Source organism: Pseudomonas fulva NBRC 16637 = DSM 17717 (assembly GCF_000730565.1).
Lineage (GTDB): Bacteria > Pseudomonadota > Gammaproteobacteria > Pseudomonadales > Pseudomonadaceae > Aquipseudomonas > Aquipseudomonas fulva.
In genome coordinates this window covers 72,829-96,231 of sequence record NZ_BBIQ01000003.1, presented here as the reverse complement: position 1 = coordinate 96,231, position 23,403 = coordinate 72,829, and the positions used below count along the sequence as shown (strand labels likewise).

General features: G+C 62.0%; 22 protein-coding genes. 8 read left to right on the top strand and 14 right to left on the bottom strand.

Annotated features, from left to right (window positions below; translation table 11 throughout):
* Positions 1-14 precede the first annotated feature (14 nt).
* The 6 genes from argR to acs all read right to left on the bottom strand — a co-directional run bounded on the left by argR (position 15) and on the right by acs (position 6,658).
* The gene (gene argR / locus PFU01S_RS04715) at positions 15-995 is read right to left on the bottom strand and encodes a transcriptional regulator ArgR (protein WP_023533814.1); all 981 of its coding nucleotides are present in this window, start codon (positions 993-995) and stop codon (positions 15-17) included.
* 98 nt (positions 996-1,093) lie between these two features.
* The gene (locus tag PFU01S_RS04710; protein WP_027915914.1) at positions 1,094-1,858 is read right to left on the bottom strand and encodes an ABC transporter ATP-binding protein; all 765 of its coding nucleotides are present in this window, start codon (positions 1,856-1,858) and stop codon (positions 1,094-1,096) included.
* 22 nt (positions 1,859-1,880) lie between these two features.
* Positions 1,881-2,579 carry an ABC transporter permease gene (locus PFU01S_RS04705; RefSeq protein WP_023533799.1) on the bottom strand — a complete coding sequence of 233 codons (699 nt, stop codon included), beginning with the start codon at positions 2,577-2,579 and terminating at the stop codon, positions 1,881-1,883.
* On the bottom strand, positions 2,576-3,265 hold the full coding sequence (locus PFU01S_RS04700) for an ABC transporter permease (protein ID WP_023533806.1): 690 nt from the start codon (positions 3,263-3,265) through the stop codon (positions 2,576-2,578). The genes PFU01S_RS04705 and PFU01S_RS04700 overlap by 4 nt, the downstream gene beginning before the upstream one ends.
* Positions 3,266-3,353: 88 nt before the next feature.
* Positions 3,354-4,139: an ABC transporter substrate-binding protein gene (locus PFU01S_RS04695; RefSeq protein WP_027915913.1), complete on the bottom strand. Its 786-nt coding sequence runs from the start codon at positions 4,137-4,139 to the stop codon at positions 3,354-3,356.
* Between the two features lie 557 nt (positions 4,140-4,696).
* Entirely contained in the window at positions 4,697-6,658 is a 1,962-nt protein-coding gene (acs, locus tag PFU01S_RS04690; protein WP_023533744.1) for an acetate--CoA ligase, read from the bottom strand.
* A 385-nt stretch (positions 6,659-7,043) separates the two neighbouring features.
* Between acs and PFU01S_RS04685 the strand changes: the two genes are divergently transcribed.
* Positions 7,044-7,298 carry a DUF2790 domain-containing protein gene (locus PFU01S_RS04685; protein ID WP_027915912.1) on the top strand — a complete coding sequence of 85 codons (255 nt, stop codon included), beginning with the start codon at positions 7,044-7,046 and terminating at the stop codon, positions 7,296-7,298.
* 105 nt (positions 7,299-7,403) lie between these two features.
* Here the strand turns inward: PFU01S_RS04685 and PFU01S_RS04680 are convergent, their stop codons facing one another.
* The gene (locus tag PFU01S_RS04680) at positions 7,404-8,966 is read right to left on the bottom strand and encodes a sigma-54-dependent phenylalanine hydroxylase transcriptional regulator PhhR (RefSeq protein ID WP_027915911.1); all 1,563 of its coding nucleotides are present in this window, start codon (positions 8,964-8,966) and stop codon (positions 7,404-7,406) included.
* 248 nt (positions 8,967-9,214) lie between these two features.
* Between PFU01S_RS04680 and phhA the strand changes: the two genes are divergently transcribed.
* The 3 genes from phhA to PFU01S_RS22570 all read left to right on the top strand — a co-directional run bounded on the left by phhA (position 9,215) and on the right by PFU01S_RS22570 (position 10,767).
* Positions 9,215-10,003, top strand: a complete 789-nt coding sequence (gene phhA / locus PFU01S_RS04675; RefSeq protein WP_027915910.1) for a phenylalanine 4-monooxygenase — start codon at positions 9,215-9,217, stop codon at positions 10,001-10,003.
* A 40-nt stretch (positions 10,004-10,043) separates the two neighbouring features.
* Positions 10,044-10,400: a 4a-hydroxytetrahydrobiopterin dehydratase gene (locus tag PFU01S_RS04670; RefSeq protein ID WP_023533765.1), complete on the top strand. Its 357-nt coding sequence runs from the start codon at positions 10,044-10,046 to the stop codon at positions 10,398-10,400.
* 238 nt (positions 10,401-10,638) lie between these two features.
* Entirely contained in the window at positions 10,639-10,767 is a 129-nt protein-coding gene (locus PFU01S_RS22570; RefSeq protein ID WP_255212317.1) for a hypothetical protein, read from the top strand.
* A gap of 87 nt (positions 10,768-10,854) precedes the next feature.
* Here PFU01S_RS22570 and ydiJ read toward each other — a convergent pair whose 3' ends face one another.
* Positions 10,855-13,875, bottom strand: coding sequence for a D-2-hydroxyglutarate dehydrogenase YdiJ (ydiJ, locus tag PFU01S_RS04665; RefSeq protein ID WP_028688028.1), 3,021 nt, complete (start codon positions 13,873-13,875; stop codon positions 10,855-10,857).
* Between the two features lie 150 nt (positions 13,876-14,025).
* On the opposite strand from ydiJ, the gene PFU01S_RS04660 reads away from it, so the two are divergent.
* Positions 14,026-14,910, top strand: a complete 885-nt coding sequence (locus tag PFU01S_RS04660; protein WP_027915908.1) for a LysR substrate-binding domain-containing protein — start codon at positions 14,026-14,028, stop codon at positions 14,908-14,910.
* A gap of 62 nt (positions 14,911-14,972) precedes the next feature.
* Here PFU01S_RS04660 and PFU01S_RS04655 read toward each other — a convergent pair whose 3' ends face one another.
* The 6 genes from PFU01S_RS04655 to PFU01S_RS04630 form a co-directional block, all read right to left on the bottom strand.
* Positions 14,973-16,391, bottom strand: coding sequence for an amino acid permease (locus PFU01S_RS04655; RefSeq protein ID WP_028688029.1), 1,419 nt, complete (start codon positions 16,389-16,391; stop codon positions 14,973-14,975).
* Positions 16,392-17,197: 806 nt separating this feature from the next.
* Entirely contained in the window at positions 17,198-18,265 is a 1,068-nt protein-coding gene (rluB, locus tag PFU01S_RS04650; protein ID WP_028688030.1) for a 23S rRNA pseudouridine(2605) synthase RluB, read from the bottom strand.
* A 193-nt stretch (positions 18,266-18,458) separates the two neighbouring features.
* Positions 18,459-19,235, bottom strand: a complete 777-nt coding sequence (scpB, locus tag PFU01S_RS04645) for an SMC-Scp complex subunit ScpB (protein WP_027915905.1) — start codon at positions 19,233-19,235, stop codon at positions 18,459-18,461.
* The gene (locus PFU01S_RS04640) at positions 19,222-20,076 is read right to left on the bottom strand and encodes a segregation and condensation protein A (RefSeq protein WP_028688031.1); all 855 of its coding nucleotides are present in this window, start codon (positions 20,074-20,076) and stop codon (positions 19,222-19,224) included. The genes scpB and PFU01S_RS04640 overlap by 14 nt, the downstream gene beginning before the upstream one ends.
* Positions 20,073-20,702 (bottom strand): L-threonylcarbamoyladenylate synthase, encoded by a 630-nt coding sequence (locus PFU01S_RS04635; RefSeq protein WP_023533818.1) that lies wholly within the window; start codon positions 20,700-20,702, stop codon positions 20,073-20,075. The genes PFU01S_RS04640 and PFU01S_RS04635 overlap by 4 nt, the downstream gene beginning before the upstream one ends.
* A 13-nt stretch (positions 20,703-20,715) precedes the next feature.
* Complete coding sequence (locus PFU01S_RS04630; RefSeq protein WP_028688032.1) at positions 20,716-21,576, bottom strand: PHP domain-containing protein; 861 nt, start codon at positions 21,574-21,576, stop codon at positions 20,716-20,718.
* Positions 21,577-21,643: 67 nt separating this feature from the next.
* Here PFU01S_RS04630 and PFU01S_RS04625 point away from each other — a divergent pair, with 67 nt between their 5' ends.
* The 3 genes from PFU01S_RS04625 to PFU01S_RS04615 all read left to right on the top strand — a co-directional run bounded on the left by PFU01S_RS04625 (position 21,644) and on the right by PFU01S_RS04615 (position 23,333).
* On the top strand, positions 21,644-22,237 hold the full coding sequence (locus PFU01S_RS04625) for a septation protein A (protein ID WP_027915901.1): 594 nt from the start codon (positions 21,644-21,646) through the stop codon (positions 22,235-22,237).
* A gap of 1 nt (position 22,238) precedes the next feature.
* Positions 22,239-22,538, top strand: coding sequence for a YciI family protein (locus tag PFU01S_RS04620; protein ID WP_027915900.1), 300 nt, complete (start codon positions 22,239-22,241; stop codon positions 22,536-22,538).
* 117 nt (positions 22,539-22,655) lie between these two features.
* Positions 22,656-23,333: a response regulator transcription factor gene (locus tag PFU01S_RS04615; protein ID WP_027915899.1), complete on the top strand. Its 678-nt coding sequence runs from the start codon at positions 22,656-22,658 to the stop codon at positions 23,331-23,333.
* Positions 23,334-23,403 lie beyond the last annotated feature (70 nt).

Below are 23,403 nucleotides of genomic sequence, written 5' to 3'. Positions count from 1 at the left end.
CGCTGACACGTCGACTAGCCTTTTTCAGCCGGCGCGGAGCTCAGTTCGAACGGGCTGCTGTTGCGTCGCTGATTGCGGTCTTCACGGGGCGTGGCGCCAAAGAAGTTGCGGTAGGCGCTGGAGAAATGCGGGCCGGAGGAGAAGCCGCACGACAGGCCTATCTGGATGATGGACTTGCTGGTCTGCATCAGCATCTGCCGTGCCTTGTTCAGGCGCAGCTCCAGGTAATACTGGCTCGGCACCCGGCTCAGGTACTGTTTGAAGATGCGCTCGAGCTGTCGCCGTGACACGCAGACATGCTGGGCAATTTCATCGGTGGTCAGCGGCTCCTCGATGTTGGCTTCCATCAACAGCACTGCCTGAGTGAGCTTGGGGTGGCTCGAGCCCAGCCGGTTCTGCAGCGGAATGCGCTGGCGCTCACCGCCCTCGCGAATACGCTCGACCACCAGTTCCTCGGACACCGCGCCTGCCAGCTCAGCGCCATGGTCCCGGGCCAGCACTGCCAGCAACAGGTCGGTTACCGCCATGCCGCCGCAGGCCGTCAGGCGATCGCGGTCCCAATCGAACAGGTGGCTGGTGGCGATGACCTTGGGGAACCGTTCGGCAAAATCGTCCTGCCAGCGCCAATGCACGGCCGCGCGATAGCCATCGAGCAGGCCGAGCATGGCCAGTGGATAGACCCCGGCAGACAACCCGCCAATCATGCAGCCGCTTCGGGCCAATTGCTTGAGCGCTGTCGACAGGCCAGCCCCGATGTTGCCCGGCGCTTCATCGGCCATCAGAAACAGCTTGTGGCACCCTTCCAGGCGCCCGTTCCAGGGCTCGCCCGGCATGCGCCAGCTGCCTTCGACCGGGGCTTCGGCCTGCAGGAACAGTGTTTCGTACACCACATCGGGATGGACTCGCTGCGCCACCTGCAGGACTTCTTCGGCCAGCGCCAGGGTCAGTGGCCGGGTGCTGGGCCAGATGAGAAAACCGATTCGCTGGGTGGTCATAGGGTAAGGTCCGAAACCTGAGATCGTTCGATTCGATGCGCCGGGTCAGGCTGCGCGTGACACGCAGCATGCCCTATCGTGGTGCAGAAAAGCAGCTTTTACTTCAGGCTGCCGGACAGGAACTGCTTCAGGCGTTCCGAACGCGGGTTGGCCAGCACCTCGCGTGGGCAGCCGGTCTCCTCGACCAGGCCCTTGTGCAGGAACACCAACTGGTTCGACACCTCGCGGGCAAAGCCCATTTCGTGGGTTACCACCACCATGGTCCGGCCTTCCTGGGCCAATGCCTGCATCACCTTGAGCACATCGCCGACCAGCTCAGGGTCCAGGGCCGAGGTCGGTTCGTCGAACAGCATGACCTCAGGTTCAACGGCCAGCGCCCGTGCAATGGCCACCCGCTGCTGTTCGCCACCGGACATGTGGCCTGGGAAGGCATCCTTGCGGTGGGCGACCCCGACCTTCTCAAGGTAGTGCTCGGCCTTCTCAAGCGCCTCCTTGCGGCTGACCCCCAGCACATGCACCGGCGCTTCGATGATGTTCTCCAGCGCCGTCATGTGCGACCACAGGTTGAAATGCTGGAACACCATCGCCAGGCGCGAGCGCATGCGTTGCAGCTGGCGCGCATCGGCTGCCTTGAGTGCGCCATCCTTGCCGGGGGTCAGTTTCAGCTCTTCGTTATTGAGCAGTATCTTGCCCGCATGGGGCTGCTCCAGCAGATTGATGCAGCGCAGGAAGGTGGACTTGCCCGAGCCACTGGAGCCGATGATGCTGATGACATCGCCTGCCTTGGCCGCCAGAGAAACACCCTTGAGGACCTCGTGGCTGCCGTAGCGCTTGTGCAGGTCTTGGACTTGGAGTTTGTACATGCTGTCGATTCTCACAGAGCGGTCAGTGCTTGCGCGGCGCCAGGTAGCCGAGCCAGCGGCGTTCGGCCATCTTGAACAGGCGCACCAGGATGAAGGTCAGGCACAGGTAGAACACGCCCGCCGTGATGTAGGCCTCGAAAGGCAGGTAGTACTGAGCATTGACCGTGCGCGCGGCACCTGTGATGTCGATCAGGGTCACGATCGATGCCAGGCTGGTGGTTTGCAGCATCATGATCACTTCATTGCTGTATTGCGGCAGCGCACGGCGCAGCGCAGACGGCAGCAGGATGCGTCGGTACATCTTCATGCGCGACATGCCCATGGCCTTGGCCGCCTCGATCTCGCCGTGGGGCGTGGCCTTGAGGCTGCCGGCAACGATCTCGGCGGTGTAGGCACTGGTGTTGATGGCAAAAGCCAGGCACGCGCAGAAGGTCGCGCTGGACAGCAAGGGCCAGAACACGCTGGCCCGCACGGCTTCGAACTGGGCCAGGCCGTAGTAGATCAGGAACAGCTGCACCAGCATGGGCGTGCCACGAATGACGTAGGTGTACAGCCAGGCCGGCAGGTTGACCCACGGGCGCTTTGACACGCGCATCAAGCCCAGCGGAATGGCCGCCAGCAAGCCGAAGAACAACGAGACCGCCAGCAGCTTGAGGGTGGTGAGCAGGCCGTCGAAATACATCGGCAACGCTTCCCAGACCACGTTGTAGTCGAAGATCATAGTTCGGTCACCTTGACACCCACCGAGTAGCGGCGCTCCAGATACTTCAGCGCCAGCAGCGAGACACTGGTCAGCACCAGGTACAAGGCGGCCACTGCCAGGAAGAAGGTGAAGGGTTCACGGGTGGCATCGGCCGCCTGCTTGGCCTTGAACATCATGTCCTGCAGGCCGACCACCGAAATCAACGCCGTGGCCTTGGTCAGCACCAGCCAGTTGTTGGTAAAACCTGGAATCGCCAGGCGAATCATTTGCGGCACCTGGATGCGGAAGAACACCTGCCGGGCATTCATGCCGTAGGCGACACCCGCCTCGGCCTGGCCTTTTGGAATGCCCAGGAATGCACCCCGGAACGTTTCCGAGAGGTAGGCGCCGAAAATGAAGCCCAGCGTCCCGATACCTGCCAGCAGCGGGTTCAGGTCGATGTAGTCGTCGTAGCCCACCAGCGGCGCCACGCGATTGATGATGTCCTGCCCCCCATAGAAGATCAGCAGGATCAGTACCAGATCCGGTATGCCGCGAATGACCGTGGAATACAGGTCGCCCAGCCAGGCCAGCCAGCGCACCGGCGACAAGCGCAGTGCCACGCCGATCAGGCCGAGCACGATGGCTAGGGCCATCGACGAAAGGGCGAGCTGTAGCGTCAGCCACGCCCCATCGAGGATGACTGCCCCGTAGCCTTTCAACATGTTGAGGTCCTCGACCTAGAGAATGAAAAATGGTGCAAACCTCAGCGCTCCTGCTGTTTGCACCATTGCACAGCGGTTGACGGCTGACTCAGTTCGCGTCTGGGCCGTAGATGTCGAAGTTGAAGTATTTCTTCTCGATCTCTTTGTACTTGCCGTTGGCACGGATGGCATCGATGGCCGCATTGATACGATCGACGTTGGCCTTGTCACCCTTGCGCACGGCAATGCCGACGCCGTCACCGAAGTACTTCACGTCGGTGAAGGCCGGACCGACGAACGCGAAGCCCTTGCCGGCATCGGTCTTGAGGAAGCCATCTTCCAACAGGGTGGCATCGGCCACGGTGCCGTCCAGGCGGCCAGCCGCCACGTCGAGGTAGATTTCGTTCTGGGTGCCGTAAGGCACCACGGTGGCCCCTTTGGGCGCGAGCACTTCCTTGGCGAAGCGATCGTGGATCGAGCCACGCTGCACGCCAATCTTCTTGCCCTTGAGCTCATCGAGGCTGTCGGTAACCGCGGTACCCTCCTTCATGACCAGACGCGCCGGGGTGAGGTAGTAACGCTTGGTGAAGTCCACCGACTTCTTGCGGTCCTCGGTGATGGACATCGAAGACAGGATGGCGTCGATCTTGCGCACCTTGAGCGCAGGAATCAGGCCGTCGAACTCCTGCTCGACCCAGGTGCACTTGGCTTTCATCTCTTCGCACAGGGCATTGCCGATGTCGTAGTCGAAGCCGGCGATGCTGCCATCGGGCTGCTTGAAAGCGAAGGGAGGGTAAGCCGCTTCGATACCGATTTTCAGCGGTTTTTCATCGGCCTGCGATACCAGGGAAAACACGGACAGCGCCAGGGCGCCAAGCAGTGCGAGCTTCTTCATCAGGTAACTCCATCGGTACGGGGCAATACAAGGCAGGTAACAGCTGCCCGATATGCGAATGGTTACAACGCGAGCCGCGCAGGGTTCGACCAAGGTCGCAGACCACGAGCGAGTGAATGGCATTTTAACGACAGCCCGGTAGTCGAAATTTCTTCAAAGCGACAACTACTTACAGAAGCGCTTGAAACCGCTACGGGCGATGTTGACAGCCAATGCAGAATATGCAAAAGCGCAAGAAATTGAACCCATGAATCTAGCAAATCCTGGGCCTATTATTGGCAAACCCTTGTGGGACGGCAAGTGTAGCGTGATAGACCGACACACATGACAGCCCAAATGCCCTCAAACAGCGCGAAGTGTTTCCAGGCGCCCCGCTATAGCGCATTGCCGGTGACAGAAAAGTAACCGATCACTGTCGGGTAGCAGATTCAGCCGTCTCTTAAAGCAAAAACCCCGCCGGTTCACCCGGCGGGGCCGATATTGGACGCTGGCGTACTGCCGGCGCGACCCAAATTACCTTGCCATCAAGCTTGGATCTCGGGCCGCGCGCGGTGCCGTCAAGCCGTGGCCAAGCTCATGGCCTTGTGCGTGTCGATCAGGTGCTGCACGACACCTGGGTCTGCCAAGGTCGAGATATCCCCCAGTGCGTCATACTCGGCGGTTGCGATCTTGCGCAGGATGCGGCGCATGATCTTGCCCGAACGGGTCTTTGGCAACCCTGGCGCCCACTGGATCACATCCGGCGAAGCGATCGGGCCGATTTCCTTGCGCACCCAGTTCTTCAGTTCAAGGCGCAGTTGCTCGCTTGGCTCGACGCCGGCATTGAGGGTGACGTAGACGTAGATACCCTGGCCCTTGATGTCGTGCGGCACGCCCACCACCGCGGCCTCGGCCACCTTCGCATGCGCCACCATGGCACTTTCGATCTCGGCGGTGCCCATGCGGTGGCCCGAGACGTTCAGCACGTCATCCACGCGACCGGTGATCCAGTAGTAGCCGTCCTCGTCGCGGCGCGCGCCGTCACCGGTGAAGTACATGCCCCGGAAGGTCTTGAAGTAGGTATCGACGAACCGGTCGTGGTCACCGTACAGCGAGCGCGACTGGCCTGGCCATGAATCGAGGATCACCAGGTTGCCCTCGGTCGCGCCTTCGATCAGGTTGCCCAGGTTGTCCACCAGGGCCGGCACCACGCCAAAGAACGGGCGCGTGGCCGAGCCTGGCTTGAGCGCCGTCGCCCCTGGCAACGGGCTGATGAGGATGCCGCCGGTTTCGGTCTGCCACCAGGTGTCGACGACCGGGCAACGCTCCTTGCCCACGGTCTTGTAGTACCAGTTCCAGGCTTCGGGGTTGATCGGCTCGCCCACAGAGCCCAGCAGGCGCAGGCTGGAACCGTCGGCACCGTCCACCGCCGCCTGCCCTTCGGCCATCATGGCGCGGATGGCGGTGGGTGCGGTGTAGAGGATGTTGACTTTGTGCTTGTCGACGATCTTGGACACGCGGGTGATGTCCGGGTAGTTCGGCACACCTTCGAACAACACGGTGGTGGCACCGTTGGCGAGCGGGCCGTAGACGATGTAGCTGTGGCCCGTGACCCAACCGACGTCGGCGGTGCACCAGTACACCTCGCCCGGGCGGTAGTCGAACACGCGCTCATGGGTCAGCGCCGCGTATACCAGGTAGCCACCGGTGGTGTGCAGCACGCCCTTGGGCTTGCCGGTCGAGCCGGAGGTATAGAGGATGAACAGGGCTTCCTCAGCCCCCATTTCCTTCGGCGCGCAGTGGCTGGAGGCCACTTTCATCAGGTCTTCGTACCAGATGTCGCGGTGCTGGTGCCAGGCGATGTCGCCGCCGGTGCGCTTGCAGACGATGATCTTCTGCACGCTGCTGGTTTCAGGGTTGGTCAGCGCCAGGTCGACGTTGGCCTTGAGCGGTGTACGGCGACCGCCGCGCACGCCTTCGTCCGCCGTGATCACCACCTTGGACTTGCAATCGATGATGCGCCCTGCCAGGGCCTCGGGCGAGAACCCACCGAATACGACTGAATGGATTGCACCGATACGGGCGCAGGCCAGCATGGCGACCACAGCCTCTGGGATCATCGGCATGTAGATGGTGACCACATCGCCGCGGTGCACGTCCTGCCCACGCAAGGCGTTGGCGAACTTGCACACCTGCTCATGCAGTTCGCGGTAGGTGATGTTGCGGTGTTCGGAGGGGTCGTCGCCTTCCCAAATGATGGCCAGTTGATCGCCACGCTCTTCCAGATGGCGGTCCAGGCAGTTGGAGGAAACGTTCAGAGTGCCGTCGGCAAACCATTTAATGTCCACATGGTGGTCATCGAATGAGGTCTGCTTGACCTTGGTGAAGGGCTTGATCCAGTCAATGCGCTGGGCCTGCTCACGCCAGAAGCCGTCCGGGTTGATCACCGACTGCTGGTACATGGCCTTGTAGGTGGCCTCGTCTGTCAGGGTAGTGGCCGCGATCTCGGGACGAACGGGATACAGTGGAGCCGCACTCATCGTGTTTACCTCGGTGTAATAGTTGTTTTTGTATGGGACCGATGTAACTGTACCAGAGCGATAACCGCCATTCGACGTTGGTAGTAATTTGCCAGTCGATCAGGTCGCAACCGCTCAGGCGCGGGCATTTTGCTGCCTGCCAGGTTAAAGGCCTCGCAGATTGTTACCAATTTCACCAACAGACTTTATCAAAAGCCCCACTGTTTCAGCCTGGGCCACAGTTCTAGAATTGATCTCGCCAGCAACGGCAAGAAGATTGACAACCTGTAACCGCCCCCACGAAGGCAACTGTCAATTTTCTGCAAACGTAATCAATACCTTAACGGTTGTCGTAGTGCCTGACGCACTGCGCGCACCCTGACGACTTTAAACAGGCAGATTAAACATGAAAGCTTTAATGGTAGTACTGCTGGGCAGTCTGTGCGGGACGGCCATGGCCGACGAAGCCCAGGCCGCCGAACAGGCACCGGTTGAACAGTACAGTTACTCGCAACACCTGGACATCGACCACGTCATTTCCATGAGTGAAATCCCCAATGTCTGCGGCGTAGTGCCTGCTCGCATGACCTACGCCGACTCGCAAGGCCATACCCACGTGCTGGAATACCGCGTGATGGGCAATGGCTGCTCAAACGGCTGACAGCGCGGCGACCAAGGGGGCCGAATGACCCCCTTCGCGGCCGTCTGCACACAAGTAACACTCAAAAGTTAGAAGCAACAGGCCCCTACACTTATCACCGCCCACTCAGTGCCCTGCCGATTTGCCCAGTGAATAATCTTTCAACTTATTGGCAATGGTCGTGTGCGATACACCCAGGCGCTTGCCCAATGCTCGGCTGCTTGGAAACTCCTTGAGCAAACTTTCCAATACGGCTTTTTCAAAACGCCCGACAATATCGGACAATGCGCCGTCCAGTGAAAAATCACCCAAAGGCTGTCGCACGCCATAATCGGGCAATCGCACATGTTCAGTCTTGACCACACCGTTTTCACATAACGACACAGCCTGGAACACCACGTTTTCCAACTGTCGAACGTTACCCGGCCACTCATAGCTGGCCAACTTTTGCATCGCCCCCGGCGCCAGGCGAGGCATGGCGCATCCGATCTGCCGACTGGCCTGATCGAGAAAATACTGCACCAGCCCATCAAGCCCATCCATGCACTCGCGCAAGGGCGGAATGTGCAATGACAGCACATTGAGCCGGTGGTACAGGTCCTGCCGGAACTCGCCCCGGGCACAGAGCTCGGACAGGTCCACCTGCGTGGCGCAGATCACCCGCACATCCAGATAGACCTCCTCGTCGCTGCCCACACGCCGAAAACATCCGTCTTGCAAGAACCGCAGCAACTTCACCTGAAGCCGCGGGCTCATTTCAGCCACGCCATCGAGAAACAGCGTGCCGCCGGCCGTCAGCTCCAGCAGCCCCAGCTTGCCTTCGGCGCGGGCGCCCTCGAAGGCGCCCGGCCCGTAGCCAAACAGCTCTGTCTCGGCCATCGACTCAGGCAAGCCGGCGCAGTTGAGCGCCATCAGCGGTGATTGTCCACGCGGGCTGGCCAGGTGGCACGCCCTGGCCAGAAGCTCCTTGCCGGTGCCGGTCTCCCCCTCGATCAACAGCGGTGCATCCAGCGGCGCCATTCGCCTGGCTTCACGGACAACGGCAGCCATCAGACGTGAACTCTGGAAAATGCTGTCGAACCCCCGCAACTCCTGCTTGCGCACATTGTAGATACGCTCACCGATGCGATCGGCACGGTGCAAGGTGAGCACGGCCCCAGCCAACGCTTCGCTGTCGTCATGCTCCGATTGCAGCGGCGCGATGTCGGCCAGGAACACATGGCCCCTGACCTGTACCCGCAGGCCGTTGATACGCGACTTGTTGCTACGCACCAGTTCCGGCAGGTCGAAGTCGTCCACGTAGCGAGCCAGAGGCAGGCCGGGCACTTCGTCGACTCGCACCCCCAGCAATTGGGCCGCCGATCGGTTCGCCGCCACGATGCTGCCGCCCATGTCGATCGAGAGCACGGGAAACTCCAGCGCCCCTAACAGGGCATTGAGCTCCATGTGCCGGCGCTCGCTGGGCATCAGCCCCACGCGTTTGACGCCGAACACGCCCGTAATGGCCTCGAACTTGGGGCGCAGGGCCTGGAACTGAAGGTTGATGAGGTTCGGGCAGTGCAGGTAGATGGCGTTGCCATGGTCCCCACCCACTTCGCCCCGCAATACGTTGATGCCGTATTCGACCAGCAGGTTGAGGATGTCGCGCAGAATACCGATACGGTTCTGGCAGTGCACTTTGATACGCATAGAGTACGCCTGGCAAAAACTTCCCGTCTGAGCGGAAAACTTGTAAAGAAATGCTGACGAAATGACCGCTAACGTTCATCGCAGACGCTTGATGTTGGGACAAAATAGCGGATTTGTAAAATTATCCTTACAAGATAGCGTGTTTGCCTGGGCTCTAGCCCTTGCATAAGTAGGTGTGCACCGAGCAATAAAGGGTTATTTCTGATGCCTACCTGTACATAACGACAAGAGCCGACCAGGAGACCTTCATGAAGCACACCCAGTACGTGGCCCGCGAGCCGGATGCCCAGGGCTTCATCGATTACCCGCAGCAGGAGCATGGCGTGTGGAACACGTTGATCACCCGCCAACTGAAGGTGATCGAAGGGCGTGCCTGTCAGGAATACCTCGACGGTATCGAGCAGTTGAAGCTCCCTCATGACCGCATTCCGCAGCTGGGCGAGATCAACAAGGTGCTGGGGGCAACCACCGGCTGGCAGGTCGCTCGGGTTCCGGCATTGATTCCGTTCCAGACGTTCTTCGAGCTGCTCGCCAGCAAGCGCTTCCCGGTGGCGACATTCATTCGCACACCCGAAGAACTGGACTACCTCCAGGAACCAGACATCTTCCACGAAATCTTCGGCCACTGCCCGCTGCTGACCAACCCCTGGTTCGCCGAATTCACCCATACCTACGGCAAGCTGGGCTTGGCCGCCACGAAAGAACAGCGTGTTTACCTGGCGCGCCTGTACTGGATGACCATCGAATTCGGCCTGATGGACACACCCAACGGCCGCAAGATCTACGGCGGCGGCATTTTGTCCTCGCCCAAAGAGACGGTCTACAGCCTGTCCGGCGAACCGGAGCACCAGGCCTTCGACCCCATCGAGGCCATGCGCACCCCTTACCGGATCGACATCCTGCAGCCGGTGTACTTCATACTGCCAGAGCTCAAGCGCCTGTTCGACCTGGCTCATGAAGACATCATGGGCATGGTCGCGCAAGCCCAACAGCTGGGGTTGCACGCGCCGAAGTTTCCACCCAAGGTTGCCGCTTGACCGCTGCTTGCCACTCACAACGCCACATGGATAAGAACGTATGAATGCCTTGAACCAAGCCCACTGCGAAGCCTGCCGCGCCGATGCACCGAAAGTCAGCGAGCAGGAGCTTGCCGAGCTGATTCGCGAAATACCGGACTGGAACATCGAAGTGCGTGACGGGCACATGGAGCTTGAGCGCGTATTTTTGTTCAAGAATTTCAAGCACGCCCTGGCGTTCACCAATGCCGTCGGGGAAATTGCCGAGGCCGAAGGCCATCACCCAGGGCTGCTGACCGAGTGGGGCAAGGTGACCGTTACCTGGTGGAGCCACTCGATCAAAGGCCTGCACCGTAACGACTTCATCATGTGCGCACGCACCGACAAAGTGGCCGAGACGGCCGAAGGGCGCAAGTAAACTGCCCAAGGCTTCAGTCTCGGGGCTCACACGGGCGTGGCCGCCGGTCACGCCTTTTTTATGCCGCCAGAGCAGCCTTGAGCCTGCGGCACGAGCCGCCTTGATCGACCCGCTGCGGGGGCCGGGCGTAGGAAAAAAGCCAAACTGTCATCCAGACTTGTGTATCCTGCCCCAGCTTCTTGAAGCTTCACACGCGCCTGGCGCAGCCTTTTCACTCACACTTGCGAGGAACGACGAGATGCACGAGATCCCGAATCTTCCCTTCCCAAGCCTGAACCCAGAAGAGCCCACCGTTACCGCCCATGCCGACTCGGCACCTGCCCGCGAGCAGGAAGGTGACGATCAGACCAGCGCCGATCAGGACTAGACCGCGCGCACTGGCTGTGTGAAAACGGCTGATCGACACCTGGCGCTTCAGCACGTTTTCACACCGCTCGGTCGAGCAAGTCTCCCTTCAGCGCCTGGCGAACTGCAACACCACTTCCAATGGATGACGCATCGGCCGCCCGGCCATGCGCTTGACCTGACTGCGGCAGGAATAGCCGGTCGCCAAGGGCTCCCCTTCCTTATCCAGTTTCAGCGCCCACGACTGCTCGAAGATGTCCTTCGAGGTCTGCTGATTGCGCGCCTCGTGCCCATAGGTACCCGACATGCCGCAGCACCCGGTGGCCTCGGTGATCAGCTTGAGCCCCATGCGTTCGAACACCTGCTCCCATTGCCGGGTGCTGGCAGGGGCGTTGGTCTTCTCGGTGCAATGGGCCAACAGGCGGAAGGTGGACGTGCTCCCTGCCGCTTGCTCGGGCAACGCGCTCAGCAGCCACTCCTGAGGCAACAGCACGGTGGGGCACCCTTCGAGCCCAGGCACTTTCGGGTATTCCTGGCGATAGACGAGGGTCATGGCCGGATCCAGCCCGACCAACGGCACCCCGCAGTCGGCCAGCGCCTTGAGCTGGGTGGCGTTGCGCACGGCGGCCTTGGCGAAGGCACCCAGAAAGCCCTGAACATGCAGCGGCTTGCCATTGGCACTGTACGGTGCCAGGAAAACCTTGTGGCCCAGGCGATGCGCCAGGTCGATGAATGCCGACAGCAACGGCGTCTCAAAGTAGCGGGTGAATGCATCCTGCACCAGCACGATGCTGCGCTCGCGCTGGGCGGGCGTCAGTTCGCGTAGCGCCGGCACAGTGGCCACGCCCACGCCACAGCGCGTCAGGGTCGCCTGGAAGTTGAACCGGCTGATCAACGGGCTATCGACCATGCCCACCTGCTCGGCCAGCAGACGGCTGACCCATTTCGAGCCCATCACCGCGTTGTACAGACCAGGCGCATGGGCCAGGTACGGGATGGTGAATTCCAACGACCCGATCAGGTAGTCGCGCAAGGGGCGCTGGTAACGGGTGTGGTACAGCTCGAGAAAGCGCGAGCGGAAGTCAGGTACGTTGACTTTGATCGGGCATTGTCCTGCGCAGGATTTGCACGCCAGGCAGCCAGCCATGGCGTCATAGACTTCATGGGAAAAATCTTCCTGCCCCTGGCGCCGCGCCCGCTCGTTGCGCAACCGCGCTGGCAGCCCTTTGACCCAGGACACCGGCTTGCGCGCCACCTCCAGTACATCGACCCCCGCCTCGCCTTGCAGACGCAACCATTCGCGCATGAGCGAAGCCCGCCCCTTGGGCGAGTGCCGACGTTCACGGGTCGCCTTCCACGACGGGCACATGGCGTCGTTCGGGTCGTAATTGTAGCAGGCACCGTTGCCGTTGCAATGCACGGCGCTGCCATAGGCCTGCCAGACCCGCTCATCGATGGTGCGATCCAGCTCGCCGCGCAAGGTCACGCCATCGACCTTGGTCAGGCCCTCGCTGGCCCCGAGCGGCGTGCAGATCTTGCCGGGGTTGAGCTGGTTGTGCGGATCGAACGCGCCTTTGAGGCGCTGCAGTGCCGGGTACAGCTCGCCAAAGTACTCGGGCACGTACTCCGAGCGCAGGCCCTTGCCGTGCTCGCCCCACAACAGACCGCCGTAGCGACGGGTCAAGGCAGCTACTGCATCGGAGACAGGCTTGACCAATGCCGCCTGGGCCGGGTCCTTCATGTCCAGCGCAGGGCGCACATGCAGAACCCCGGCATCGACGTGCCCGAACATGCCGTACGCCAACCCGTAGCCGTCGAGCAAGGCACGGAACTCGGCGATGTAGTCGGCAAGTTTTTCCGGTGGCACCGCCGTGTCCTCGACGAACGGCTGCGGCCGCACTTCGCCTTCGACGTTGCCCAGCAGGCCAACCGAGCGCTTGCGCATGGCGTAGACGCGGGTCACCGCCTCAGCCCCCTCGGCCAGCGTATGGCCAAGGCGCTCGACGCTGGTGTCGACACGCAGGTGATCGATGAAGGCCTGGACCTTTGCGTTGACCTCGACGGGGTCATCACCGCAGAACTCGACCAGGTTGATGCCCAGCGTGGGGCGCTCGGGGTCGGCCGGGAAATACTCGGCGACGCTGTGCCAGACAATGTCCTTCATCGCCAGCCCAAGCACTTTGGAATCGACGGTCTCGATGGACAATGGCCGCTGCGCCATCAAGGCATTGGCATCGCGCAGCGCATCCATGAAGCTGGCGTACCGTACGTTCACCAGGGCAGCATACTTGGGAATCGGCAGCACGTTGAGCTTGGCCTCGACCACATACCCCAGCGACCCTTCGGCGCCGCACAGTACGCTGTTGAGGTTGAAGCGGCCTTGCTCGTCTCGCAGGTGCGCCAGGTCGTAGCCGGTCAGGCAGCGATTGAGCGGGGGAAAGGTGGTGCGGATGAGTTCAGCCTGGGTGTCCCAGATATCCAGGGCCGTGCGGTACACCTGACCCACGCGACCGGGCGCCGTACACGCTGCCTGCAACGCGTCTTCGTCAAGCGGCAGGCTGTGCAGGCGCTCACCCCCGAGCAGGATGCTGTGCAGCTCAAGCACATGGTCGCGCGTTTTGCCATAGGTGCAACTGCCCTGCCCGCTGGCGTCGGTGTTGATCATGCCACCCACGGTCGCGCGGTTCGAAGTGGACAGTTCAGGCGCGAAGAACAAGCCATGGGGCTTGAGGGCGGCGTTGAGCTGATCCTTGACCACACCGGCCTGCACCCGCACCCAACGCTGCTCGGCATTGATTTCGAGGATGCCGTTCATGTGCCGCGACAAATCCACGACCACGCCATCGGTCAACGACTGGCCATTGGTGCCTGTGCCGCCACCGCGCGGGGTCAGCTTGATCGCCTGGAAGCGCGACTCGCCCATCAGCGTGGCGACGCGCGCCACATCATCGGCGTCCAGTGGAAACACCGCAGCCTGCGGCAGACGCTGGTAGATGGAATTATCGGTGGCCAGGACGGTTCGGGTACCGTAGTCGGCGCTGATCTGGCCACGAAAGCCACTGTCATGCAGGGCTTTGAGGAATGCCGGGTAGTCGGCGTCAGGTGCAACGGTAGGCAGCTGGGCGATCATCGAAGGACGGCCTCGGAATAGGGCTGGTTCACGGAAAAGATGTCGTGGCGGCATGGGTGGCGCCGGCAACAGTGACGAATGTGGCAATGTTCCTGTAGTTTTGCGCCAGGGGCAAACGGATAATCCTGCCGCTATTGATGACTTTCATGAATGAATTACCGCCACCTAACCCCGTCCATGTCTCTGCTGCTGGCCTTCGAGGCGGCCGCCCGGCACCAGAGCTACACCCGCGCGGCCACTGAACTGTCGCTGACCCAGAGCGCGGTCAGCCGGCAAGTTCAGGCGCTGGAACAGCAGTTGGGTCTGACCCTGTTTCGCCGCGAGGGTCGCCAGGTACGGTTGACGGACGTCGGCCGCCTGTACCAACGCGAGCTCAGCGAAGCACTGGGCCGCATTCGGGGCGCGACCCTACAGGCGCTGGCCTATCAGTCCGGGGTCGGCACTTTGCGCCTGGCCACCTTGCCCACCTTTGGCTCCAAATGGCTGTTGCCGCGCCTGAACGACTTCTACAAGGCGCACCCTGGCATGCTTGTGCACTTGCATTCGCGTATCGAAGCCATCGACTTCGACACCAGCGAGATCGATGCAGCCATTGGCGTGGCCAGCGGTGACCTGCCAGGGCTGATCAGCCACCGCCTGCATGCCGAGGAACTGCTGGTGATCCTTCCGGCCCAGGCCGCAAACGAACAACCGCACTGGAGCCCCACCCGCATCAGCGAGCAGTTACTGTTGAACGTGGCCAACAACCCCCATGCCTGGGGTGAATGGTTCTCGCACCATGGCCTGCCCCACCGAAGCATGCGCCTGGGGCCAAGCTTCGAGTTGACCTCGCACTTGATTCAGGCCGTGCAGGCGGGGATTGGTGTGGGCCTGGTGCCCCGCGTGCTCGTGGAAGACGAGCTGGCCAAAGGGGCGCTGTACAGCCCAGGCCTGGCATTCGCCAGTCAACGCAGCTATTACCTGATCTATCCGCCGCGCAACGAAGCGCTACCTTCGCTACGGGCATTCAGGGCGTGGCTGCTGGAACAGATCTGACGCGCAGAAAAGAAAACCCGAAGCGGTCGACGCTTCGGGTTTTACAGGCGACTGTACGACGCTTATTTGGCGGCGCTGCCAACGGCTTCAGTGATGACGCCCTTACGCCGTGACTTGATGACATAAGCTACGAACATGCAGAGCAACCAGACCGGGATGGCGTAGACGGACACCTGGATACCCGGAATCTGCAGCATGATGCCCAGGATCAAGACCACGAAGGCCAGCACCACGTAGTTGCCGTAGGGGTACCACAGCGCCTGGAACAGGGGTTTCTGACCCGTGCGGTTGAGGTGCTGACGGAACTTGAGGTGCGAGTAGCTGATCATGGCCCAGTTGATCACCAGGGTAGCCACGACCAGCGACATCAGCAGCTCCAGCGCGCTGGAAGGCATCAGGTAGTTGAGCAGCACGGCGATCAGGGTCACGGCCGCGGACACCAGAATCGAACGCACCGGTACGCCACGCTTGTCGACCTTGGCCAAGGCGGCCGGCGCATCGCCCTGCTCGGCCATGCCCAGCAGCATGCGGGCATTGCAATAGGTACCGCTGTTGTACACCGACAAGGCCGCGGTCAGGACCACGAAGTTCAGCAGGTTGGCGGCCACATCGCTGCCCAGCAACGAGAACACCTGCACGAACGGGCTGCTGCCGTAGCTGCCGCCGGAGGCATCGATGCTGGCGACCAAGGTGTCCCACGGCGTGAGCGACAGCAGGATCAGCAAGGCACCGACGTAGAAGATCAGGATGCGGTAGATGACCTGGTTGATGGCCTTGGGGATCACGGTCTTGGGCTTGTCGGCTTCTGCGGCCGTAAAGCCGAGCATCTCCAGCCCCCCGAACGAGAACATGATGAACGCCAGGGCCATCACCAGGCCACTGACCCCATGGGGGAAGAAGCCACCGTGCGACCACAGGTTGGCGACGGTCGCGTCAGGCCCGCCACTGCCGCTGGTCAGCAGGTAGGCACCCAGGCCGATCATGCTGACAATGGCCACCACCTTGATGATGGCAAACCAGAACTCAGCTTCGCCGAAGAACTTCACGTTCATCAGGTTGATGGCGTTGATCAGCACGAAGAACGCAGCGGCTGTTACCCAGGTAGGGATTTCCGGCCACCAGTAGTGCACGTACTTGCCCACGGCGGACAATTCGGACATGCCCACCAGGATGTACAGCACCCAGCAGTTCCAGCCCGACAGGAAGCCGGGGAAGCCACCCCAGTAGGTATGGGCGAAATGGCTGAACGAGCCGGCCACGGGCTCCTCGACGATCATTTCGCCGAGCTGGCGCATGATCATGAAAGCGATGAAACCACAGATCGCGTAGCCCAGGATCATCGACGGGCCGGCGGATTTCATCACGCCCGCCGAACCCAGGAACAGGCCGGTACCGATGGCGCCTCCCAGGGCGATCAACTGAATATGGCGGTTCTTCAGGCCCCGCTTGAGCTCGCCTGAATGCTTGTCGTGTCCACTCATGAACGAAGTCACCTGCATTGTTTTTATCTGTGACGGAATCGGACCCACCGCGCTCGTGGCGCAGCGGAATGGGCAAGGTGGTCACCTTGTTTCCTGAAGGTACAGCTGCGCGGTCGAGTCAACCGGGCGGGGTCAGGAGTGCGCGGTACGCAAAGGGGTCACAGGTAAAACGCGGCGCACTGTATAACCCTGCAAGCGCGCAGGCGTCAACGCGTTGCGTGGTTTCCGGCGGAAAAAACGCAGCGTTCCTGGGGTAATGGCCTTTGTGGGCGAGTTGATCGGCGTACATGGCGCCTCCATTTGTTGTTTTATCAACCGGCTCTGCGGCGGGCTGTTGCACGGGGCAATGAGGGCTATAACACCGTGGAGCGGGGGTTTAAGCAAGGGAGGTGAAGGGCTGAGGACGCAACCGGAGAGAGGGGCTTCGGCAAGCTTTCTTTACGGACGGGGACTTTTTCTGATTTGCTGCGAGAATCAGCCAAGGCTTGTAAACAAAACCTTACAAACTGGAAATATAAGTTGCCAGACTAACGAAATGGCTTTGCGCCCAATGGGTTACGGCCGACCATGAGTTGAGTCAGATCAGCACACTCGCACCCTCTGGCAGGGTGCATCTGGCAAGGCATGCATCATTTAGCGGGCTGCACATTGGGGCCGCTTCGCGCCCCATCGTTGGCCACTGGCTCCTGCTCAGCGCGAGATATTCGCCTTTTGCAGAAGCCGGCTTGCGGGCAATGGGCTGCGTAGCAGCCCCAATGTGTTCAGCGTCGGTAATTAAGCAAGGGCCAACAATGGCTCCGAATGCCTCAGCCGCGTGGCTTGCCGCGACCACGGCCTGCAGGCTTGTCACCCTCGGGCTTGGCCGGGCGCTTGCGCATTTCGCTCGGGCGCTCGGCCACTGCGCTGCCACGGTTGCCTTTGCGCGGCGATTCTTCGCGCGCCGGGCGTGCTGGACGCTCGCCGGCCGCTGCGCCGTCCTGGGCCGGGCGCAGGCTGCGCACGCGCTCACCTCGACCCAGGGGGCGGGACGATTTGCGCTGCAGACGCTCCATCTTGTCCTTGGCCTTGAGCTTCAAGGCCGGCAACGCCACGGGCTGCAAGCCCACCTCGGCCGCCAGGATGTCGATTTCACCCTGGGTCATTTCCCGCCAGCGGCCCATGGGCAAATCCGAGTTGAGGAACACCGGGCCAAAGCGCACACGCTTCAGGCGGCTGACCACCATGCCCTGCGACTCCCACAGGCGACGCACCTCACGGTTGCGGCCTTCCATCACCACGCAGTGGTACCAGTGGTTGAAGCCTTCGCCGCCTGGTGCCTTCTGGATGTCGGTGAACTTGGCGGGGCCGTCTTCGAGCATGACACCCGCCTTCAGGCGCTCGATCATCTCGTCATCCACTTCCCCACGTACGCGCACGGCATATTCGCGGTCCATTTCGTAGGACGGGTGCATCAGGCGGTTGGCCAGTTCACCGTCGGTAGTGAACAGCAGCAAGCCGGTGGTGTTGATGTCCAGACGGCCGATGTTGATCCAGCGACCTTCCTTGGGACGCGGCAGGCGATCGAACACGGTCGGGCGACCTTCCGGGTCATCGCGGGTGCAGATCTCGCCATCGGGCTTGTTGTACATGATCACCCGGCGCGTCGCCTCGGCCGCTTCTTCACGCTTGATCAGCTTGCCGTCGACGGCAATGGCGTCATGCAGGTCGACTCGCTGGCCAAGGGTGGCTGCAACGCCGTTGACCTTGATGCGGCCCTGGCTGATCCAGGCCTCGACGTCACGGCGCGAGCCCACGCCAATACGCGCGAGGACTTTCTGCAGCTTCTCGCCAACAGGTGGGGTGATCTGGGTATCTTGCAGGTCTTGCTCACTCATCTGGGCACCTCCCGGTGTAGGAATGAAAACAGGTTTCTGGCAACGAACGCGCCAAAAGGCCGCGCATCATACGTGGTTCGCCGCCTGAATGCATGGGAGGGTAGAAGCTTTTCCACCCTCTGCCACGACTTTCTGCCAGGCGGGCCCTGCTCGACGGCCTGGCCCATGGCCACAGCAGATCGAGTTGAGGCGATCAGGCCTGCTCGCTCGGCTCCCCCTCCAACGGCGTTTCGGCATCAGGGTCGTGCTGGAGCACATCGTCGAAATCGGTCTTGAGCCCCTGCTCCATGGCGTCGAGCTCCACGAGCAGGCTGCGAAAGCTGGTCTCGTCCTTGACCGGCTCAGCCTCCTCGTCCTCGCCCAGGCTGGCGTCGGCCAGGGCCTGCAGGTGCGCCGGTACCGGGGCATCGTCCGGGTCGAGCAAGGGCTCGGGCTCCATCTCGCGCAATTCGGCCAGCGCTGGCAGCTCATCCAGGCTGCGAAGGTTGAAATGGTCCAGGAATGCCTTGGTCGTGGCAAACAGAGCCGGCCGTCCGGGCACTTCCCGGTGGCCCACTACACGGATCCACTCGCGCTCGACCAACGTCTTGACGATGTTGCTATTGACCGCGACGCCACGCACGTCCTCGATTTCGCCACGGGTGATGGGCTGGCGGTAGGCAATCAGCGCCAGGGTCTCGAGCAGCGCCCGAGAATAGCGCTGCGGGCGCTCTTCCCACAGCCGGCCGACCCAAGGCGCGTAATCCTCGCGAATCTGCAGCCGATAACCGTTGGCCACCTCCTTGAGCTCGAACGCCCGACCGGCGCACGATTTGCCTAGCACCTCGAGTGCTCGCTTGAACGTCTTCGGCTCGGGCCGCTCGGGCTCCTCGAACAGCTCGTACAAGCGCTCAAGCGATTGAGGCTTGCCAGAGGCCAGCAGGAAGGCTTCGATCAACGGGGCCAGGTCGCGGGGGTCATTCAGGTTCATGGGCGTCTTCGGCAGGAGCAGGGCGTAACCGCACATGGATGGCGGCAAAGGCTTCATTTTGCACCAGTTCGACGAGGGTTTCCTTCACCAGCTCCAACACAGCCATGAACGTGACCACCACCCCCAGCTTGCCTTCATCGGGCGCGAACAGATCGATGAAGGGCACGAAACCACCGTCTTTCAAGCGTTCCAGCACCTGCCCCATGCGTTCCCGGGTCGACAGGGTCTCTCGGCTGATCTGGTGGCTTTCGAACAGGTCGTTGCGGCGCATCACTTCGGCCATGGACGCCAGCAGCTCCGGCAGGCTGACCTGCGGCAACAGCTTGCGTACCTTTGCCTGGGGCGCCTCCAGGCACGGCACGACCAGGTCACGACCGACCCTGGGCAACCCGTCCAGGCCTTCGGCGGCCGCCTTGAAGCGTTCATACTCCTGCAGACGTCGGATCAGCTCGGCGCGTGGGTCGCCCTCCTCCTCCTCGACCGTGACGCTGCGCGGCAGCAACATGCGCGACTTGATTTCGGCCAGCATGGCGGCCATCACCAAGTATTCGGCAGCCAGCTCAAGGCGCACGGTTTTCATCAACTCGACGTAGCCCATGTACTGGCGAGTGATTTCTGCCACCGGGATATCGAGGATATCGATGTTCTGCTTGCGAATCAGGTACAGCAGCAGGTCCAAAGGTCCTTCGAACGCTTCGAGAATGACCTCCAGGGCATCGGGGGGTATGTACAAGTCCAGCGGCAGCTCGGTCACGGCCTCGCCGTAGACCAGCGCGAGCTGCAACTGGCCTGGCAGCTCGGCCGGCTCGGCCGCTGCCTGGGCGAACGGCTCGGCGGTCACGCGTTGACCATGAACGGAGTAGGGTCGCCGCAGCCTTCGCGAATCAGTTCGGGTTCATCGCCTGACAGGTCGATGATGGTCGACGCCTTGAGGTCACCGTAGCCGCCATCGATGACCAGGTCGACATGGTGCTCCAGACGCTGGCGAATTTCGTAGGGGTCGGTCATGGGTTCGGCGTCGCCGGGCAGGATCAGGCTCACGCTCATCAAGGGCTCACCCAGCTCGGCAAGCAGTGCCAGGGTAATGGCATGGTCCGGCACGCGCAGGCCGATGGTGCGGCGTTTTTCATGCAACAACAGGCGCGGCACTTCGCGCGTGCCGTTGAGAATGAAGGTGTAGGGCCCCGGCACATGGGCCTTGAGCAGGCGGAAGGTGCCCGTATCGACCTTGGCGTACAAGCCCAACTGGGACATGTCGCAGCACATCAGGGTGAAATTGTGGGTCTTGTCCAGCCCGCGCAAACGGCGCACCCGCTCGATGGCCGACTTGTCACCGATCTGGCAACCCAGCGCATAGGCCGAGTCGGTGGGGTAGACCACTACCCCACCCTTGCGGATGATCTCGACCGCCTGGCGTATCAGTCGCGGTTGTGGGTTTTCCGGGTGAATCTGGAAAAATTGGCTCACGTCGTCGTCCTGTTCAAACCGGCAATGGCTGTTCATGGCTGAAACGGTGCCACACAGGTGGCAGGTCCTCGGGCAAAGGCCGATAGGCACCGATTTCGCCCCAGGTGCCGGGGCCGTGGAAGTCACTGCCAGCACTTGCCAGCAGCCCGAACTCACGGGTGAGGATGGACAGGGTGCCCACCTGCTCGGCCGGCATCATCCCATTGACCACTTCAAGCGCCTGCCCGCCTGCCTGAATATAGTCGGCAATCAGCCGCCTGCGCTTGCTGCGCGTCAGCTCGTAATGCATGGGATGCGCCAGGCTCACCCATGCGTTGGACTGGCGCAGGGTGGCAACGGTTTCCTCCAACGATGGCCAATGTTGCTTGACGTCACCGAGCTTGCCGGCACCGAGCCATTTGCGGAAGGCCTCGCCCCGGTCTTTGACGTGGCCGGCATGCACCAGGTAGTCGGCAAAATGTGGCCGGGCCGGGGCATTGCCACTGTCACCGAGCGCCTGCTGGATTTGCCGGGCACCTGCCAGCGTCCCTGGCATGCCCTTGGCTGCCAGGCGCTTGTCGATTTCCTCGGCACGCAACCAGCGGCCACGGTGCAGGGCCTCGATCGCCGCCAGCAAGAGCGGTGCATCTACGGGGAAGTTGTAACCGAGTATGTGGATGGTTGCGCCGCCCCAGGTACAGGACAGCTCGACGCCGCTGACCCATTGCATGCCGTGCTCGCGGCAGGCCTGGCGGGCTTCGGCCAGGCCTTCGAGGGTATCGTGGTCGGTGAGCGCCAGCGTACGCACCCCATGCTCGAAGGCCCGGGCGACCAGGGCCGAAGGCGACAGGGCGCCGTCGGAGGCCGTGCTGTGACAGTGCAGATCAACATTCATGGAGTAGCGCTTTCGCTGGATTCGATGTTTGTTATTATGCCGTCACATCCCGGTTCTGGCTGCCATTGTGAAACAATTCATCGATTTCATCCCGCTGCTGCTGTTCTTCATCGTCTACAAACTGGACCCACGGCCCGTCGAGCTGGCCGGGCACAGCTTCGAATTCGGTGGTATCTACAGTGCCACTGCCATGCTGATCATCAGCTCGCTGGTGGTGTACGGCGCGTTATTCCTGCGCCAGCGCAAGCTCGAGAAAGGCCAGTGGCTGACGCTGGTCGCCTGCCTGGTGTTTGGCGGCCTGACCCTGGCCTTTCACAGCGAAACCTTCCTCAAGTGGAAGGCGCCGGTGGTGAACTGGCTGTTCGCCCTGGCCTTCGCCGGTAGCCACTTCATCGGCGACCGGGTACTGATCAAGCGCATCATGGGCCATGCGCTGACCTTGCCCGATGCCATCTGGGCCCGCCTGAACCTCGCCTGGATCGCGTTCTTTCTGTTCTGCGGCGCCGCCAACCTGTTCGTCGCCTTCACCTTCCCAGCGTTCTGGGTCGACTTCAAGGTGTTCGGCAGCCTGGGCATGACCGTGCTGTTCCTGGTGGCACAAGGGCTGTACCTGTCGCGCCACCTGCAAGATACCTCCTCTGCCTCCAAACCCAAGGACTGACATGCTCTACGCCATCATTGCCAGCGACGTCGCTAACTCCCTGGAAAAACGCCTGGCTGCGCGCCCGGCCCACATCGAGCGCCTTCAGCAGCTCAAGGCAGAAGGCCGGGTGGTACTGGCCGGCCCGCACCCGGCCATCGACAGCAACGACCCAGGCGAGGCAGGCTTCAGCGGCAGCCTGATCGTGGCCGAGTTCGATTCCCTGACCGCCGCCCAAGCCTGGGCCGATGCCGATCCCTACATCGCTGCCGGCGTCTACGACCAGGTCGTGGTCAAGCCCTTCAAGCAAGTGCTGCCTTGAAACACCTCGCCTAGAAGGCGTGCTTGGCATCGCCAGTTGGCAGCTGACCTCAAGACTGGGGTATCTTTCCGGCTGGCGGACCAACGCGTCGCCGTCAATGGTTGAATTGAGTGAGTCATGAGCGAGCTGTTACTGATTGATGACGACCAGGAGCTGTGCGAGCTGCTCAGCAGCTGGCTGACCCAGGAAGGGTTCACTGTGCGGGCCTGCCACGATGGCCAGGCTGCACGCCAGGCGTTGGCCGAACGTGCGCCAGCGGCCGTGGTACTGGATGTGATGCTGCCCGACGGTAGCGGTCTTGAACTGCTCAAGCGCCTGCGCAGCGAGCATGCCGACCTGCCCGTGGTGATGCTGTCGGCCCGCGGCGAGCCGCTGGACCGCATCCTGGGCCTTGAACTGGGCGCCGACGACTACCTGGCAAAGCCGTGCGACCCACGCGAGCTGACTGCGCGGCTGCGCGCCGTGTTGCGCCGCAGCCATCCAGCCCCGGCCACCAGCCAGCTGGAATTGGGCGACCTGGTCTACAGCCCTGCCCGCGGGGTGGCCAGCATCGACGGTCGCGAGCTGACCCTGACCCTGTCCGAGAGCCGCATTCTTGAAGCATTGCTGCGCCAACCGGGCGAGCCTCTGGACAAACAGGCGCTGGCGCAGATCGGCCTTGGTCGCCGGCTGACGCTCTACGACCGCAGCCTGGACATGCACGTGAGCAACCTGCGCAAGAAGATCGGCCCGCACGCCGACGGCCGCCCCCGCATCATCGCCTTGCGCAGCCGCGGCTACTACTACTGCCTGTAGTACTTTCGTCAGTCTGATGCCAGGAAAGGGAACTGGCCTTTACGTTCCCTTTACCGTGCCCTGACCGCGC

Excerpts from the sequence above, each read along its gene's own strand:
- argR (WP_023533814.1), bottom strand. The coding sequence starts at position 995 with ATGACCACCCAGCGAATCGGTTTTCTCATCTGGCCCAGCACCCGGCCA.
- PFU01S_RS04710 (WP_027915914.1), bottom strand. The coding sequence starts at position 1,858 with ATGTACAAACTCCAAGTCCAAGACCTGCACAAGCGCTACGGCAGCCAC.
- PFU01S_RS04705 (WP_023533799.1), bottom strand. The coding sequence starts at position 2,579 with ATGATCTTCGACTACAACGTGGTCTGGGAAGCGTTGCCGATGTATTTC.
- PFU01S_RS04700 (WP_023533806.1), bottom strand. The coding sequence starts at position 3,265 with ATGTTGAAAGGCTACGGGGCAGTCATCCTCGATGGGGCGTGGCTGACG.
- PFU01S_RS04695 (WP_027915913.1), bottom strand. The coding sequence starts at position 4,139 with ATGAAGAAGCTCGCACTGCTTGGCGCCCTGGCGCTGTCCGTGTTTTCC.
- acs (WP_023533744.1), bottom strand. The coding sequence starts at position 6,658 with ATGAGTGCGGCTCCACTGTATCCCGTTCGTCCCGAGATCGCGGCCACT.
- PFU01S_RS04685 (WP_027915912.1), top strand. The coding sequence starts at position 7,044 with ATGAAAGCTTTAATGGTAGTACTGCTGGGCAGTCTGTGCGGGACGGCC.
- PFU01S_RS04680 (WP_027915911.1), bottom strand. The coding sequence starts at position 8,966 with ATGCGTATCAAAGTGCACTGCCAGAACCGTATCGGTATTCTGCGCGAC.
- phhA (WP_027915910.1), top strand. The coding sequence starts at position 9,215 with ATGAAGCACACCCAGTACGTGGCCCGCGAGCCGGATGCCCAGGGCTTC.
- PFU01S_RS04670 (WP_023533765.1), top strand. The coding sequence starts at position 10,044 with ATGAATGCCTTGAACCAAGCCCACTGCGAAGCCTGCCGCGCCGATGCA.
- PFU01S_RS22570 (WP_255212317.1), top strand. The coding sequence starts at position 10,639 with ATGCACGAGATCCCGAATCTTCCCTTCCCAAGCCTGAACCCAGAAGAG.
- ydiJ (WP_028688028.1), bottom strand. The coding sequence starts at position 13,875 with ATGATCGCCCAGCTGCCTACCGTTGCACCTGACGCCGACTACCCGGCA.
- PFU01S_RS04660 (WP_027915908.1), top strand. The coding sequence starts at position 14,026 with ATGAATTACCGCCACCTAACCCCGTCCATGTCTCTGCTGCTGGCCTTC.
- PFU01S_RS04655 (WP_028688029.1), bottom strand. The coding sequence starts at position 16,391 with ATGAGTGGACACGACAAGCATTCAGGCGAGCTCAAGCGGGGCCTGAAG.
- rluB (WP_028688030.1), bottom strand. The coding sequence starts at position 18,265 with ATGAGTGAGCAAGACCTGCAAGATACCCAGATCACCCCACCTGTTGGC.
- scpB (WP_027915905.1), bottom strand. The coding sequence starts at position 19,235 with ATGAACCTGAATGACCCCCGCGACCTGGCCCCGTTGATCGAAGCCTTC.
- PFU01S_RS04630 (WP_028688032.1), bottom strand. The coding sequence starts at position 21,576 with ATGAATGTTGATCTGCACTGTCACAGCACGGCCTCCGACGGCGCCCTG.
- PFU01S_RS04620 (WP_027915900.1), top strand. The coding sequence starts at position 22,239 with ATGCTCTACGCCATCATTGCCAGCGACGTCGCTAACTCCCTGGAAAAA.
- PFU01S_RS04615 (WP_027915899.1), top strand. The coding sequence starts at position 22,656 with ATGAGCGAGCTGTTACTGATTGATGACGACCAGGAGCTGTGCGAGCTG.